This is a genomic window from Bdellovibrio sp. HCB209 (genome assembly GCF_047306065.1).
GTDB lineage: Bacteria > Bdellovibrionota > Bdellovibrionia > Bdellovibrionales > Bdellovibrionaceae > Bdellovibrio.
In genome coordinates, this window is record NZ_CP178618.1 from 3,432,379 (window position 1) to 3,447,058 (window position 14,680).

Genomic DNA, 14,680 nt, shown 5'->3' on the forward strand with positions numbered 1-14,680 from the left:
CTTAACTTTCAATACCTTAAATAACTTATTTAGTTTCAGTTTCCGTCTGAGCATCTGGCGCCTTAGCGACATAGTTCTCTTTGGTAAACTGTTTGCCACGCGCCACTGCCAAAGCATTAGCTGGGACGTTTTTTGTGATCGTTGAACCGGAACCAATCACTGCGTCGTTACCAATCTCAATTGGCGCCACGAACTGCGTATCGCTTCCTACGAAAACACGGTCACCGATTTTCGTTTTATATTTCTTTTTATCTGCGGCGTAGTTGCAAGTTATAGTTCCGCAACCCACATTTACTTCCTCACCGATCTCTGCGTCGCCAAGGTAAGTCAAATGACCCGCTTTTGATTTTTTACCGAATTTCGTTTTCTTCATTTCCACGAAGTTACCCACATGGGCTTCTTCACAGATTTCAGTTTCAGGACGAAGACGAGCATAAGGACCTACAGAAACTTTATTGTGAAGTTTCGAGCTCTCCAAATAACTGCCGCCGCGTACTTGAACGCTGTCAGCGATTTCTGTATCAGAAATAAAGGCATTGGACTCGATCACGCAGAAAGAGCCAATTTTTGTGCGACCACGAATGAAAACATTCGGATAGATCACAGTGCCAGCGCCAATTTGTACGCTTTCTTCGATGTAAGCCGTGCGAGGATCAATCATCAACACGCCTTCTTCCATCAAGCGCAAAGCTTTACGCTTAAACAACAAACGAGTCGCTTTCGCCAACTCGACTTGATTGTTCACGCCCACAGCTACTTTTGGAGTAGACTTGATCGCTTGAACTTTCATTTTGTCTTGGATGCACAAAGAAATCAGATCTGTGATGTAGAATTCTTTTTTAGCATTGTTGTTTTTGATTTGTGGCAAATACTCCGCTAGCACAGAAGCTTTCGCGATATAGATGCCTGTGTTGATTTCGCGGATCTTCAAAGCTTCAGCAGAAGCGTCTTTCGCTTCAACGATCGCGACTAAGTCACCACGGTTGCGCACGATACGACCGAACTCGCCCGGAACTTTCAATTCCGCAGTCACCACAGCCAAATCACATTTTTCATCACGGAAGATGCGTAGGAATTCTTTGATGTCAGAAGACTCGATCAAAGGATGGTCACCATTCATGATAACAACATCGCCTTCAATAGTTTCTGGTTTTGCACAGCGAACAGCGTGCGCCGTTCCCAATTGCTCGTCCTGGGCATAGCAAGAAACTCCCATCGGCTCAACCACTTGGCGTACCAACTGCTGACCATGGCCCACGATCACGCGCACTTCTGTCGCGCCCGCACCCTTAGATGCGAGAATTACTTTTTCAATCATAGGCCGACCCGCCACCGGATGAAGAACTTTCGGTAGTGGTGATTTCATGCGTGTACCCTTACCTGCGGCTAGGGCAATAACGGTCAATTTCTCTGAGGCATTTGCTGACATTCAGAAACTTCCTTTTAAATGCTTTTCTTCTCTTAAAAAAACAGGCTTAATTATCGCATGCAACAAAGAATTTTTCACCTATCTTCTTGGGCCAAGTCCGCGTCAGGAAAAAACATAGAGCTGTATAAAAAATCACACAGCCCCGACGGCGACAACAGCGACTTTTCGGAGCGCCCCATCCTGTTTGTGGGTGGCGTTCACGGCGACGAGCCCGAAGGTGTTCGCTTGGCCGAGGAGTTATTACAATGGCTTCAGGAAAATGAACAAACTCAAGGTGATAAGATCCGCCCTTGGATCCTCATCCCCAATATCAACCCTGATGGCTCCGAAAAAAACCAAAGAACCAATGGCTCCGGCGTCGACCTGAACCGCAACTTCCCGAGTTCTGATTGGAGCCCGGAAGCTAAGGCCCCCCGATACTATCCCGGCCCTTCGCCTGGGAGCGAGCCCGAAGTTCGGGCTTTGGTAAAACTCATTGAGGACGAAAAGCCACATCTCATAGTACACTTTCACTCATGGGAGCCGTGCGTAGTTTATACCGGCGAACCTGGTAAAAAAGCCGCCGAGATCTTAGCCACAGGAACTGGATATGAGCATCGCGAGGATATTGGGTACCCCACTCCTGGCAGCTTAGGTCAGTATGGCTGGATTGATAAAAAAACTCCCGTCGTCTGTATTGAGGAACTCAGCGGAGAAGACCTCAACAACGTATGGCCCCACTTCAAAGTAGGCCTGCAAATGTTACTCAAGGGAGAAGGGTTTTAGATGTCCACGATTAAGTCCATCGCGTTCGATTTGGATGACACGTTGTTAGACACGTCAGGTCTGCTCGTGCCCCTCGCTTCGCAAAGAGCTTGTGAAGCTATGATCGCAGCAGGTGTTTGTGTGACTCTGGAAGAGTGCATGCACCTTCGCCAAGAATGGGCCGCTAACCTTTCCCACACAGAAATTTTTACTAAGATCGTCAATCAGTTCGGGACAACTCAACCAGGCAAAGCTGTTCATGATGCCCTTGAACAGTTCTATAACCCTGAGGTTCCGACCGTACTGCCGCTTTTAGCGGGAGCGACGGAAAACCTTTTGCACCTTCAAGAACAGTACAATCTTTATCTGGTCACAATGGGTTCCCACGATGCTCAAGTAAAAAAGATCCAAGCACTGGGCATCGAGAAGTTTTTTAAAAAGATTTATATCCTGAATGGCTTCATCGGTGAGCGCAAAGAATCAGCTTTTGCTGATATCCTTTCCCGCGAGGGCCATTCCTCTGAAGAACTTTTAAGTATTGGCAATCGCCTTTCCAGTGAAATTCGCGACGCTAAAAAATTAGGTGCGACCACTTGTTATTTCGCGCACGGAGAACACGTGGGCGAGCAAGCCGTCTACCCTGAAGATCATCCCGACTACACTATCAAGCAGCACAAGGATCTGATCGCGGCATGCGGACTTTAAAGGCAAGCTTTCTATTGATCGGACCTTGGGATGCAAGGCTGCAGGAGCTGGGCGCACATATCGCGACGGACCTGCAACAAGCTTGGCATTGGATCCAAGATTCCACCTACAACGTGGTGGCCGTTTCGGTGACGGTGATCTTAGGAAAACGCTTTCCTGAATTCTATCAAGAGATCAAACAAGGCAGCCCGGCCACTCAGTTTATCGCTGTAGTGCCACCGGATTTTTCCGCGAATCAATTAAGCCGACTGCACGAGGAGTATTCCTTTCTGCGAGTCATGCACAGCTTTAACGACACAGATCTTGAATCGCATTTGTTCATGGCTTTGGAAGAAGCCAATCAGCGCAAACAAGATGACAACTTGGCTGTTTTGATTCGCGAACAGACAGAAAAATTAAAACGCTTACAAATTGAATTGGAAGAACGGGTTCAGAAAAGAACACGCTTCCTCACTGAAGCTCGTCGTAAATTATATCTGACCAATTCGCGTATCGAGGGTTTCAAGGTCGCCTTGATGGCCGTTCATCAAGCAAGCTCCGTCGCTGAAATCGAACAGCTTTTAAATGATTCGTTGGCGACGACTGTTCAGACTTCGTGGATTCGTATTTTCTTTCATCCTCAGGATGAACAGTTCTCAAGCCAAGTTACCGCCCAGCTAAGTTTTACTCAGCTGCAAGTTCCTTTATTCAAACAACACGACCGTATCGGTTCAGTGTTTTTCTTGCGCGCCCCAGACCACCCTTTCAACAAAGAGGAAAGTGATTTCCTGACTCGTGTTGCAGAGGCCGTGGCTTTGGCATTGGATCGTATTCAAAAACTTCAAGAATCTGAGTCGATGAAAGAACAGTGGGAAGCCACGTTCAACTCGATGTCAGACCCTGTCGTTTTGATTGATCAAAACTATGACATCATCCAGTCCAATAAAGCGGCGGAAGAGCGCTTGAAAGAGCGTGAACATGCGCAGAACACGCGTAAGTGCTATGCCCTTTTATACAACCGTGAGGAGCCATGTCCTGGCTGCCAACGCGGTCGTAACTTCCGCATGCGCTCTAAGGATGTTTCTCCGCGCACCTTTGATGTTTTCAGCCAGAGTTTAATTTTAGATAGCGATAAACCTGCTGTTTTCGTGAACTTGTACCATGACGTCACTCAACAGATGAAAATGGAAAAGCAAATTCTGGAATCTGCAAAGATGGCAGAGCTCGGAACTATCGGTTCATCGATTGCGCATGAGTTGAATAATCCTCTGGGAGGAATTTTATCTTTTGCACAATTGATCAAGATGGATATGCCCGGCGATCATCCGCTTTATCCTGATATCTTAGAAATGGAAGCGGGCGTTCAACGCTGCAAAGAGATCGTACAAAATCTTTTAGGTTTCACTCGCAATCCTATTTCAGATCAAGAAGGCGAAGTGAGCTTGAAAGATGTCTGCCAACGCGCTTTCAAAATTGTTGAGCTGCAAACAAAATCTCAAGGCATCGAAGTCCGCCTTCACTTTCCTGCACAGGATTTGGCGGTGAAGGGGCATTTGAATCTTTTGGCCCAAGCTTTGAAGAACGTCTTCCAAAATGCGATCGACCATTTAACGGACCGCAGCCGACAAAGTAAGGGATTCCGAGGTTCTCTCGATATCGAAATTTCTGCCGCTGATGACATTGCCAATATTTTAATCAAAGACAACGGGACGCCAGAGAAAAATCCAAGTCTTCCCATAGGTTTAGGTGTTCCTGTCGCCGCACAGATCCTGCGCGATCACGAGGCCGACCTCGAATTTTACACAGGTCCAGGCCAGGAAAACGTGGCAAAAATTTCCTTCAACCGTCTAGTTTTAAGGTCCTGAAACGCGCACTGGGCGCGGATTTTTTGACAGGTCCGTCAAAAATACCATATCCTTTTATCAAGGCTGACATGCACGTCGGCTGTCTCTCCACGAACCCACCATGGAAGGAAGGTTCATGCGTTCACAACGTGTTCTAATCCTGGATGACGAGTCCTCTCTACGTACCGCTCTTTTCAGAGTGCTCGATAGAAAAGGTTTGAATGTCATCACTGCCAATAAGATCGAAGAAGCAAAAGCTTTGTCACAAGGAGATACTCCTATTGATTTGGCGATCGTGGATTTGAATCTGCCAGATGGCGATGGCATCGAGTTCATGACTTATTTAAAAGCCCTGAACCCAGCTACTGAAGTTATCATTCTGACTGGCCACGCGACTATTGAATCTGCGATCCGCGCCACTCAAAAAGGTGCCTTCCACTTTGTGACGAAGCCTTTCAATCTTGAAGAGCTGATGAGCTTGATCGAAAAAGCTCTGACTCATAAAAAACTTCAGCAAGAAAATCAGCAACTTCGATCTGAATTGAACAAGAAATACAAATTCGATCAAATCGTCGGTTCTTCAGAACCTATTCAAAATGTTTTGCGTTTGATCGAACGTGTTGCTGACTCTGATTCAACAGTATTAGTTACTGGTGAGTCTGGTACTGGTAAAGAGTTGATCGCTCGCGCGATTCACTACAATTCCCCTCGTGCTCAAGGTCCATTTATTCCAATCAATTGCGGCGCTATTCCTTCCGAACTTTTGGAAAGTGAATTGTTCGGCCACATGAAGGGCGCCTTCACCGGTGCTATCGCCAACCGTATCGGCCGTTTTGAAATGGCTGACGGCGGAACGATCTTCTTGGACGAAATCGGCGACCTTGAACCTTCATTACAAGTAAAACTCTTGCGTGCATTGCAAGAACGCAGTTTTGAACCTGTCGGTTCTACGAAAACAGTTTCCGTAAATGTTCGTGTGATCGCAGCAACTAATATTAACTTGGAAGAAGCTGTTGAGCATGATCGTTTCCGTGAGGACTTGTACTATCGCTTGAACGTTATCCCTATTCACGTACCAGCACTTCGCGAACGTAAAAGCGATATCCCTTTGTTGTTGAATCATTTCATGGAAATCTTCAATAAAAACAAAGGTCGCGGTTTAACTGGTATCGCAACTGATGCCTTGGATGCTTTGTCGAACTATCCGTGGCCAGGTAATATCCGTGAACTTGAAAACTTGGTCGAGCGCATGACGATCCTTAAAGGCCAAGGCACTGTTGAAATGAATGACTTGCCAATCAAGTACAAGTCGATGAAACCTGCTGCAAGTTTGGATGCAAGCCAACTTGAAATTCCTGACAGCGGCATGGATTTCAATACGGCAGTGGATACGTTTGAGAATAATTTGATCTTGAAGGCTCTGGAAAAAACGGGCTGGAATCGCAACCAAGCAGCAGCTTTGTTAAGATTGAACAGAACCACGTTGGTAGAGAAAATTAAGAAAAAAGGCCTGACTCCTCCAGGAGATATCAATCCGGCAAATTTCTAAATCTCTGAATGAAACATCTCAAGCGGCGAAGACATCTTCGCCGCTTTTTTTATTTGAAATACCAGACCAAGATCGAGCTTAATTTCTACATTTATCCCTCGTAAAAACCGATCAGCTTTTGATGCGTGGATTATTGATTTCATTCATTATTTCAACGATTTTTGGATTGCTTGCCTGCACCAGTGCACAGCGTGGGCCGAGCTCCATCCAAACCGATGAAGACCGCATCCTACGCATTCAAGAAATCGACCTGGAACTTTCACAATTCTGGAATAACGATTGGCGCTACAGTCAGAAGCTTTTTCAGGTGGCGCCTTCAAAGATCATGACTTCCAATGCCCCCCTTTTTGATCTTTCAAAAATTTCTGATCCTAAAACACGGGGAGCTATTCAACGTCTGATGATCGAACGTCAGTCCTTGCGTGATGAGCTAGGCCGTAAGTTTGATGATCGCAGTTGGAATGGAGTGGGTCCTTGGTTCCAAAGCACATTCCGTCGTCCTTTGTTTGAAAAACAAGAGATCATCAGCATTCGTGATCTGGAAGAATTCCGCCTGGGCAATCGGGCAACCAATCCCTTTCCACTAGAGCATCGCTTCTTTGCCGACTATTCACTGCGTTTTAGAAACGAGATCAAAAAAGACGCCGGTGTTTTCGCGAAAGACAAAGACGAAAGAATCCGTAAGGATTTCTTGAAAGCTCGTCTGGAATGTAATGGCGATATCATTGCGCCTTCAAAGTTCTTTTGGCTTCCCGATGAACGCACTCGCACTTATGAATTCAATTGGTATTACGCGAATGAAAATGCGCAGAACATCTCTGTGAGATTTGATTCCAACGTCAGCCAATGCCAGTTCCGTTATTACGATCCCGACAGTGCATCGACGTGGACCCATGGCTTTCCTTTGGCAAGCTTGCGTGACATCTCTCCTGAATGGATGAAACTGACTAGCCAAGTGGACGTATGCCCTCAGATCACCGATGGCTTTGGTAAAAATCCAGATGGTTTCTTCTGGATGCAGGATTTCAATTTCACGACCTGCCCTGAAACTTTTGATCGCTATACGAATTTGCGTGATCCGCATTTGGCTATGGATCGTCGAGTGATTTCTTTGACGGGCGCTCCACTGCTTAAAAGTGATTTCAAAAATAAGAATCCGATGGCGACTTTGGATTTCCGCAAAGCTCCTCGCTTTGATGTGATCTGGATTTCTTCATTGAACTTTTCGGCTGACTTTTCTGGTATGGTCACAGCTCGCGCTGTTCGCTATCATGCTGAACGTGGCACTCAAGTGCGCATCTTGGTTCCTCAGGTCACCATGACTCGCAAAGATCGCGAGATCGTGACTTGGTTGATGCGTGATCTTCCGAATGTGAAAGTTCAGTATTATAAGTATTCTGTGACCGACGACAAAGACGGGACTTGGTTTGATCGCTTTCATCGCGTGAATCATACAAAGTTGCTACTGGGCTACTCTGCCACAGATCCATCTGCGAACTTCATGATCACGGGTGGTCGTAATATCCGTGACTCTTATATTTTTCCAGAGACTCCATTTTATCGTGCGTACAAGCATTTGAAAAACTATGGTGATGGAGAAGAGGCTTACATTTACTACAACGATTTCGACGTCGAACTGCGCGGCACTGAGATCGTAAAGCACACGCTGTCGCAAATGTTGAACTTCTGGAATCGCGAGCCCTCCACTCAACGCTTCCGTTCGACGAACGTGAATATTCCGGTCACCGTGAATAAAGATTTTGTTAGAAGTATTCAAGCCGTTCCGGCGTCTAAGCCGCTAGTTCGTCACATTGTTTCAGTGCCGTATTTCGATGGCTATCAGCTAGAGAGATTCTATATTGAGATGATCGACTCGGCCCAGAAAGAGTTGCTACTCACGACACCTTACTTCCGCCCGTCTGTCGCCATCAGCGCAGCCCTGGATCGCGCGGCCGCACGTGGAGTAAATCTAAAGGTCATCACGCGTATTCACTTGGCGGGTGACGGAACTCCGCAAATTGCAGAGGACGTGAACAAACAAGGCATCAATCGCCATCTGAAAAATGTCATGGTCTATGAATGGACAGAATCCAACTCCATCATGCACGCCAAAATTTTAGTTATTGATGGCAAGCTCAGCTTCGTCAGCAGCGTGAACTTAAACCGCCGCAGTTTCATCCACGACACCGAGAGCGGTTTGCTAATCCTCCACGAAGCCACAGCCCAAGACCTCCGCAAAGAAGTATTGAGCTACCTCAGCCGCAGCAAACTCCTAACCCTCGAAGAAAAAATAGGTTGGATCAACGGTCACTTGATCGACTGGGCCGACTCCTACTTCTAATCCCCTTTTTCACCCTCTGCCTCCCCGGGGGTATCGGTCATGACCCAATTATTGCGACCCGGGGGTATCGGTCACACCCACAACTCCCGCAACTGCTCCACCGACATGCCCCTCAGACGCGTTTTCGAATACGGCATCCCTAAAGCTTCCTTTTCATTCAACTGAATATAATCCCGCACAATTCTGTATGGCTTAAATCCCTTAATAACTCGCGTGAACGGTCGATGCTTCCAAACTTTTTCACCCTCATGCTTCGTCGTGAAGGTATCGGTCAAGCACTGAGCAAACTGCCCCGCCAACACCCGCAGAAAACTTTGAATCGCTGATCGGCGACCCCCACGAATAAGAATATGAATGTGGTCCACCTGAATTGAACACTGCTCAATGCTCACAAAAAATTTGCGCGAGTACTTTCTAAGCAGAACATTCAAAAGTGAAAATGTGCGCGGACTGCGAAGCCCCTTGCTCACGGCCGCCTTATTGATTTTAAAAACAAGATGAATCGGATCTTTACTGGAAAGAGGGCGTGCGCCTCTCCCCTTTCGCGACTTCCGAAGTGTTCCGCCATGGCAATATCGAAAACGCCAATGAGTTTCTAACTCTGAAAAAGTCTGTTGCTTCATATGCTGACTCCTTTGCCGGGGAAGTCGTGACCGATACCCCCGAATGGTGGGAGTCGATGCAAAAAGAGAAGCTCCTGCTAATGAAAGCTCGCGGCGATTGAGGACGAGTCGATCCGAATATTGGAAGGCTGAGCGGAATCGACCGTCGTGGTTGGTGACCGATACCCCCGAGGATCATGATTTTTAATTAAGAAGGATGAAGAGATGGGTGCGGTGTGACCGGTACCCCCAAGGAGTCTTCTTAGGGGTTGGTGCTATGGTTTGACCGAGAGGATGGGCCCCGCGGACTTAGAGCTATTTGGTTTTGAATAGGTGGAGCATTTCGAACATGGCGTCCATTCCGGCGAGAGCCGTGATGTCGGCGTGGTCGAAGGGCGGTGAGATTTCTACAATGTCACAACCGACCAAGTTTGGAATTTTCAAAGCGCGGAAGATGCGTTGCACTTCATATGTCGTCAAACCACCTGGAACGGGCGTTCCTGTTCCTGGTGCGCAGCTTGGGTCCAAGTTATCGATGTCGTAGCTGATGTAGGTTGGAGTGTCGTCGAACGTTGGCAACGTTTTCAAAAATTCGTTGATGGGCAAATTGCGAACATCATCAACAGTGATCACGCGAATGCCGTGTTTGTTTACGAAATCTAAATCACCGCCTGCTGCCAACGGGCCGCGGATTCCGATTTGGACCATTTTCTTGGGATCTACTAAACCTTCCTCAACAGCGTGACGAGCAAATGCTCCGTGATGGTATTCACAACCCCACGCCGCTGGATATGTATCCAAATGCGCGTCGAAGTGAATGAAGGCCAAAGGTTTACCATATTTTTTTCTTAAAGCGCGCAGAACTGGCAACGTCGTGGAGTGGTCTCCGCCGATAGAAACGAATTTCTTATTGTGTTGCATAAGTTCGCCTACGAACTTTTCGATGCGTTCGTAAGTTTGTCCCTGATCGATAGGAACTGTTGGGCAGTCACCGATGTCAGCGACTTTTAGTTTTTCAAAGAAATTTTCCATGCGAGTCATGTGGAAACCACGACCCAAAGATGAAACCTCTCTCATTTTTGTCGGAGCGAAACGAGCCCCGGGACGATAGGAAACGCCGCCGTCATAAGGAATACCAAAGATTCCAACTTCGTAGTCCGCGTCAATTGCTACATAGGGCAAGCGGAAGAAGGTTTTAATTGCAGAAAAGCGGGGAAATTCACGTCCACTGAGAGGTTTGTATTCCATTATTGACTCCTCATTTATCTAGACTACATTACCGCCGATGGACTATCAACGCGACCAAAAACAATTGATTCAGTGGTACAAAAAGAACCGCCGCGCTCTTCCATGGCGTGAAAATAAAGATCCCTACAGAATCTGGCTTTCTGAGGTGATGCTACAGCAAACCACTGTGGTCGCCGTGATCCCTTATTTCGAAAAGTTTCTTAAAAACTTTCCCACAGTTCAGGACCTAGCCAAAGCTCCCGAAGCGGATGTTTTAGAATCTTGGGCAGGTCTAGGTTATTACTCCCGCGCACGCAATCTTCATAAAGCGGCTAAGGCATTAGCTGAAAATGGTTTTCCGAAAACAGCGGCTGAACTTTTGGAGCTTCCAGGTTTTGGCCCGTACACATCACGTGCTGTGGCCAGCATCGCCTTTGGTGAAAAAGTCGGCGTGTTGGATGGAAATGTTATCCGCGTTCTGTCACGTCGTTATGGTTTAAAAATTGAATGGTGGAATACAAAAGCTCGCCAACAATTGCAGGATCTTTCCGACAAACTTTCTTCGTTTGGAAATTCTGACTCCGTCAATCAGGGTCTGATGGAATTGGGAGCAACTGTCTGCACTCCACAAAAAGTCATGTGCTTGATGTGCCCTTGGTCCACAGACTGCGTGTCGCGTGAAAAGAATTTGGTCGAGAAATTACCTCTGAAAAAGCCAAGAAAACAGAGTGAAGTCTGGGTTTGGAACCCGGTTGTTTCAATCAAGAACAATAAAGTCGCTCTCGTACAAAACGACTATGCTCCGTTCCTTAAAGGGCAAATGATTTTCCCAGGAACAATTTCTCAAAATAGTGACAAGCCCAAAGACTATGATGCTAAACACAACATCACACATCATGATATCTTCATAAAAATCGCTCAAAAAAAGAGTCTGAGCGACCGAAGTATCCAGTGGGTTGAGTTGAAAAATCTGAAGAAAGTAAACCCCTCTTCACTGTTACAAAAAGTTCTTCACAAGGTAGAGATATGAGCAACAAGAGTTTGAAGATCACGATTTTGGGCAGCATCCTCGCAGCAGGATGTTCTCACACAAGCCCAACGAAAGATCTTCTGACTCCTGACTTCCTTCTGCAAAAAGATGTGAAGCAAATCACTTTCCAAGGTGATAACGAAAGACCCCGCTTTTCTGCCAACGGCACCCGCTTGATTTACGTCAGCCGTGGTCGCCCTAGTCAAAAGAACGCACAAGTTTTTGAAACGGATTTGATCCGCAACAAGGAACGTCGTGTGACGTTTCAAGATGGCGATGCCTTTGACCCCTCTTATGTCAGTGACATGGAAATCATCTATTCCTCGACAACAGATGAGATCAAAGAAAGTCCTTTTTTAAACAAAAATCCCAACAAAGAATTTCCTCCATCGGAAATTTATGTCAGCGATCGCTTCGGTGCTGAAATCTTAAGAATCACCAATCAACCCGGCTATGACGGCGAATCCTATTTGATTTCTCATCCAACAAAGCCTTCCGTAGTTTTTACTTCCCGCCGCGGAGAAGTGACAGGCATCTTTAGAATGGATTTGAAATCTTCTTTTGTAAGCCTTGTGGCAGCAGAAACTGGTAAAGATCGCCGCTCGCCTGCTTTGACAGCAGACAACTCTCGCCTGGCTTACATCGAAACAGATTTGAAAACGAAAGTACAAAGTCTGCACCTGTTGGATTTCAAAACCAAACACACGGTGGAACTTAAAGGTGGAGAGGGCGAATATCGCGATTTATTTTTTGCCCCACGCTCCCCTGCACGCTTGTTCTATAGCGTTCTTAGGAAAGGCGAAAAGAAACATCACATCGAGGTCTATGATCTTGAAACAAAATGCACGCAGCTTGTTTTCAAAGGTGCTGACTCTTTGATGTTCCCCGTTGTTTCTAACGATACAAAAGAACGTCTGGCGTTCACGCGTAACTTCCAGGACAAAAAGCAAATTTACACTGTCGACTTGCCAACAGACTTGGGTGCTTGCATTCCGGAACCTGTGACAAACAAACCGAAAACAGAAACGCCTGTTGTTGCGACTCCACAAATCCCAGCAGCTGAATCCACTGCTGCGGTCACTCCGGCTCCGACTGTTAAACCAACACCGAAAAGAAAGCGCAAAGCTGCTCCAGTAGCACCGACTCCTACCCCAGCAGTAACTGCGCCTGCTGAAACGCCAACTACCACGGAAAGCTCCAAAGCCGCTCCCGTTGTGGCAGAGCCTACAACAGCTCCATCGCCTACAACCACACCGAGTGCCACGCCTAAACCCGTGGAAACACCGTCTCCCACGCCCTCTGTAACGCCTTCTGCGAGTCCAGTTTCTACGGAAACAGCGACTCCGGCGCCTACACCCGTGAAATAAAGACCTTTGCTCTTGCTGGGGCTTTGGTCCCTTGCTAACCTAAAAGGGTGAGAACGTTGATCGCCCTTTTTATTTCAAGTCCATTACTAGCTTTTGCAGCTCCATACCCTGCAACAAGTACTTCTGCGCTGACTGCGCCAGAAAAAGGACTTTATTTCATGCACAAGGGCTTCACACTGAAAACAGAAGGCAGCACGTGGACCACGGTCGCCACTTCTGAAGACAGTCTTCTCGATACCATTCGCTTTGCTGATAAGAACAATCCCGATGCAGCTTCGTTGAGCGTGCGCACGGACCGTGTGGCTAAAAATGCATCTTTGGATCTTTACACACGCAAGTGGATGCGCGACTACCCAAGCTATGGCTTTGAGGTATTGGCGACGAAACAGTTTAATTTGAACGGCAATCAAGCATTGATCGTAGATATGCTTTCCAGAGCAAAGAACAAACAGATCCGTCAGGTTGTTTTGAAAAATGACGACAAAGTCGCGATCATGACTTGCTTGGATAGCAAAGACACTTTCTCTAAGTCTCTGCAGCAATGTAATCAAATCATCAAGACGTTCTCTTGGGTCACTCCCGAAGAAAAACCGTCTCTTAAAAAATAGCTTTAATTAAAAACGGCACTGCAAAGTTGATGCGGCAGCCACTGCCCCGGTTTCATTTTGTAGCTGTTTATCAAGGCCCGTGCTTGATAATTAATATTGCCGCCGTTCCGCTCCTCGAACTTTTGTAAAATCAATGTTCTTTGAGAAACACTCAACGGAGCAGACGCAAGAGCCGTGATGGCAGAATTAGACAAGAAAAAGTAGTCACTCCTCATCCCTTCCGACAATGCATAGTTCAGCTTTTCCGGATCTGATTTTAGAGTCTTGTAAAGTTCTTTCATCGAGGCATATCTATAGCCGTCGACCGCGTCTTTAATGGCTTTCATACTAATGTTTTCAGCTGAAGCTTTTTTAAATACGTCCGTGACCAAATTCATCGAGCCCGTTTTCACGATAGCTTCGACCGCCAGACGCGCTTCTTCACTTGGTTTTTTGAGGGATTTATAGATGGAGGTCATTTTTTCAGACGCCGAGCTTAAACTTTCCGAGTTTTTTAATCCCGGAAAAAGCTCAAAGAACTTTTCGTAATTCCAAGGTCTCTCAAAGCCATCAAACTTAAAATCGACGAAATCTTTCTCTGTCCCCACATGAATATTCGTCAAAGCTTCAGCATCAAAAAGGTTCATCCACGTTGGAGTGTGGGGAACTGTCAAAACAGAAATACCTTTCTTTTCAACAGCAGCTCGAAAGCCGTTCGCACTCCAGCTCAGCGGAGCGTACAGTTTTAATATTTTAATATCTTTAGGGAGCTCTACAATCACCACGGTATTCCCGTAATTGACAGAGTCCAACGGACTCAATGAAACGTAGTATCCACCGCCAGAAAACTCACGGCTAGGTCCTTTTAGTTTTTCCAATCGCTCGGCAGAAATCTTTCCTTCCGCATTCCAGGATTTAATCTGTGAAGCAGTGGCCTTTTCCCAGTGATACAAACGAGTTCCTTTAGGCAAGGTCTGAAGTTCACCTAAAACCTGCGTACTGTGCTGATCGCGAAAGACAACTTCCTCAACACCAGCAGCGTTTTTCTCAAAAAAGATAATCTCTGGTGAAGCAGAGTCCGCCGCCCGAGCTAGAGAAAAACAGACAAAATGAATAAGTAAAAAGAGCACCACAAACTTTTTCATTCACAGCTTCCTTAGGGTTTCGTAGATACCAAAGAAGTTGCAACAGCTGTGCGAGCTCAGATTTATTTAGGACGAGATAGGGATCTCAATCTGAGACACAACGAAGGGAGAGACCAAAATTGCTGACGCTC

12 protein-coding genes are annotated in these 14,680 nt (G+C 46.5%); 8 read left to right on the forward strand and 4 right to left on the reverse strand.

Translation table 11 applies throughout. The annotated features are described in order from the left end of the window. Positions 1-25: 25 nt before the first annotated feature. Complete coding sequence (gene glmU / locus ACLVWP_RS16655) at positions 26-1,429, reverse strand: bifunctional UDP-N-acetylglucosamine diphosphorylase/glucosamine-1-phosphate N-acetyltransferase GlmU (RefSeq protein ID WP_413558782.1); 1,404 nt, start codon at positions 1,427-1,429, stop codon at positions 26-28. A gap of 57 nt (positions 1,430-1,486) precedes the next feature. Here glmU and ACLVWP_RS16660 point away from each other — a divergent pair, with 57 nt between their 5' ends. From ACLVWP_RS16660 to ACLVWP_RS16680, 5 genes are all read left to right on the forward strand, one after another. Continuing rightward, positions 1,487-2,194: a DUF2817 domain-containing protein gene (locus tag ACLVWP_RS16660; RefSeq protein ID WP_413558783.1), complete on the forward strand. Its 708-nt coding sequence runs from the start codon at positions 1,487-1,489 to the stop codon at positions 2,192-2,194. Beyond that, a complete protein-coding gene (locus ACLVWP_RS16665) occupies positions 2,195-2,878 on the forward strand; it encodes an HAD hydrolase-like protein (protein ID WP_413558784.1) in 684 nt (227 codons plus the stop codon). It begins immediately after the preceding gene. Continuing rightward, positions 2,866-4,722 carry a histidine kinase dimerization/phospho-acceptor domain-containing protein gene (locus tag ACLVWP_RS16670; RefSeq protein WP_413558785.1) on the forward strand — a complete coding sequence of 619 codons (1,857 nt, stop codon included), beginning with the start codon at positions 2,866-2,868 and terminating at the stop codon, positions 4,720-4,722. The genes ACLVWP_RS16665 and ACLVWP_RS16670 overlap by 13 nt, the downstream gene beginning before the upstream one ends. A gap of 115 nt (positions 4,723-4,837) precedes the next feature. Continuing rightward, positions 4,838-6,250, forward strand: a complete 1,413-nt coding sequence (locus tag ACLVWP_RS16675) for a sigma-54-dependent transcriptional regulator (protein ID WP_413558786.1) — start codon at positions 4,838-4,840, stop codon at positions 6,248-6,250. A 121-nt stretch (positions 6,251-6,371) separates the two neighbouring features. Next, entirely contained in the window at positions 6,372-8,591 is a 2,220-nt protein-coding gene (locus ACLVWP_RS16680; protein WP_413558787.1) for a phospholipase D-like domain-containing protein, read from the forward strand. A 71-nt stretch (positions 8,592-8,662) separates the two neighbouring features. Here ACLVWP_RS16680 and ACLVWP_RS16685 read toward each other — a convergent pair whose 3' ends face one another. Both ACLVWP_RS16685 and speB read right to left on the reverse strand, forming a co-directional pair. Beyond that, complete coding sequence (locus tag ACLVWP_RS16685; protein ID WP_413558788.1) at positions 8,663-9,214, reverse strand: transposase; 552 nt, start codon at positions 9,212-9,214, stop codon at positions 8,663-8,665. 294 nt (positions 9,215-9,508) lie between these two features. Continuing rightward, entirely contained in the window at positions 9,509-10,441 is a 933-nt protein-coding gene (gene speB / locus ACLVWP_RS16690) for an agmatinase (RefSeq protein ID WP_413558789.1), read from the reverse strand. A 37-nt stretch (positions 10,442-10,478) separates the two neighbouring features. On the opposite strand from speB, the gene ACLVWP_RS16695 reads away from it, so the two are divergent. Genes ACLVWP_RS16695 through ACLVWP_RS16705 form a run of 3 tightly spaced genes read left to right on the forward strand, consistent with a single transcriptional unit; the run spans position 10,479 to position 13,425 of the window. Next, positions 10,479-11,450 carry an A/G-specific adenine glycosylase gene (locus tag ACLVWP_RS16695; RefSeq protein ID WP_413558790.1) on the forward strand — a complete coding sequence of 324 codons (972 nt, stop codon included), beginning with the start codon at positions 10,479-10,481 and terminating at the stop codon, positions 11,448-11,450. After that, positions 11,447-12,817, forward strand: coding sequence for a hypothetical protein (locus ACLVWP_RS16700; RefSeq protein ID WP_413558791.1), 1,371 nt, complete (start codon positions 11,447-11,449; stop codon positions 12,815-12,817). The genes ACLVWP_RS16695 and ACLVWP_RS16700 overlap by 4 nt, the downstream gene beginning before the upstream one ends. Before the next feature lie 47 nt (positions 12,818-12,864). Continuing rightward, positions 12,865-13,425: a hypothetical protein gene (locus ACLVWP_RS16705; RefSeq protein WP_413558792.1), complete on the forward strand. Its 561-nt coding sequence runs from the start codon at positions 12,865-12,867 to the stop codon at positions 13,423-13,425. Positions 13,426-13,427: 2 nt separating this feature from the next. On the opposite strand, the gene ACLVWP_RS16710 is transcribed toward ACLVWP_RS16705, so the two are convergent. Beyond that, positions 13,428-14,549 carry a hypothetical protein gene (locus ACLVWP_RS16710; RefSeq protein WP_413558793.1) on the reverse strand — a complete coding sequence of 374 codons (1,122 nt, stop codon included), beginning with the start codon at positions 14,547-14,549 and terminating at the stop codon, positions 13,428-13,430. Positions 14,550-14,680 lie beyond the last annotated feature (131 nt).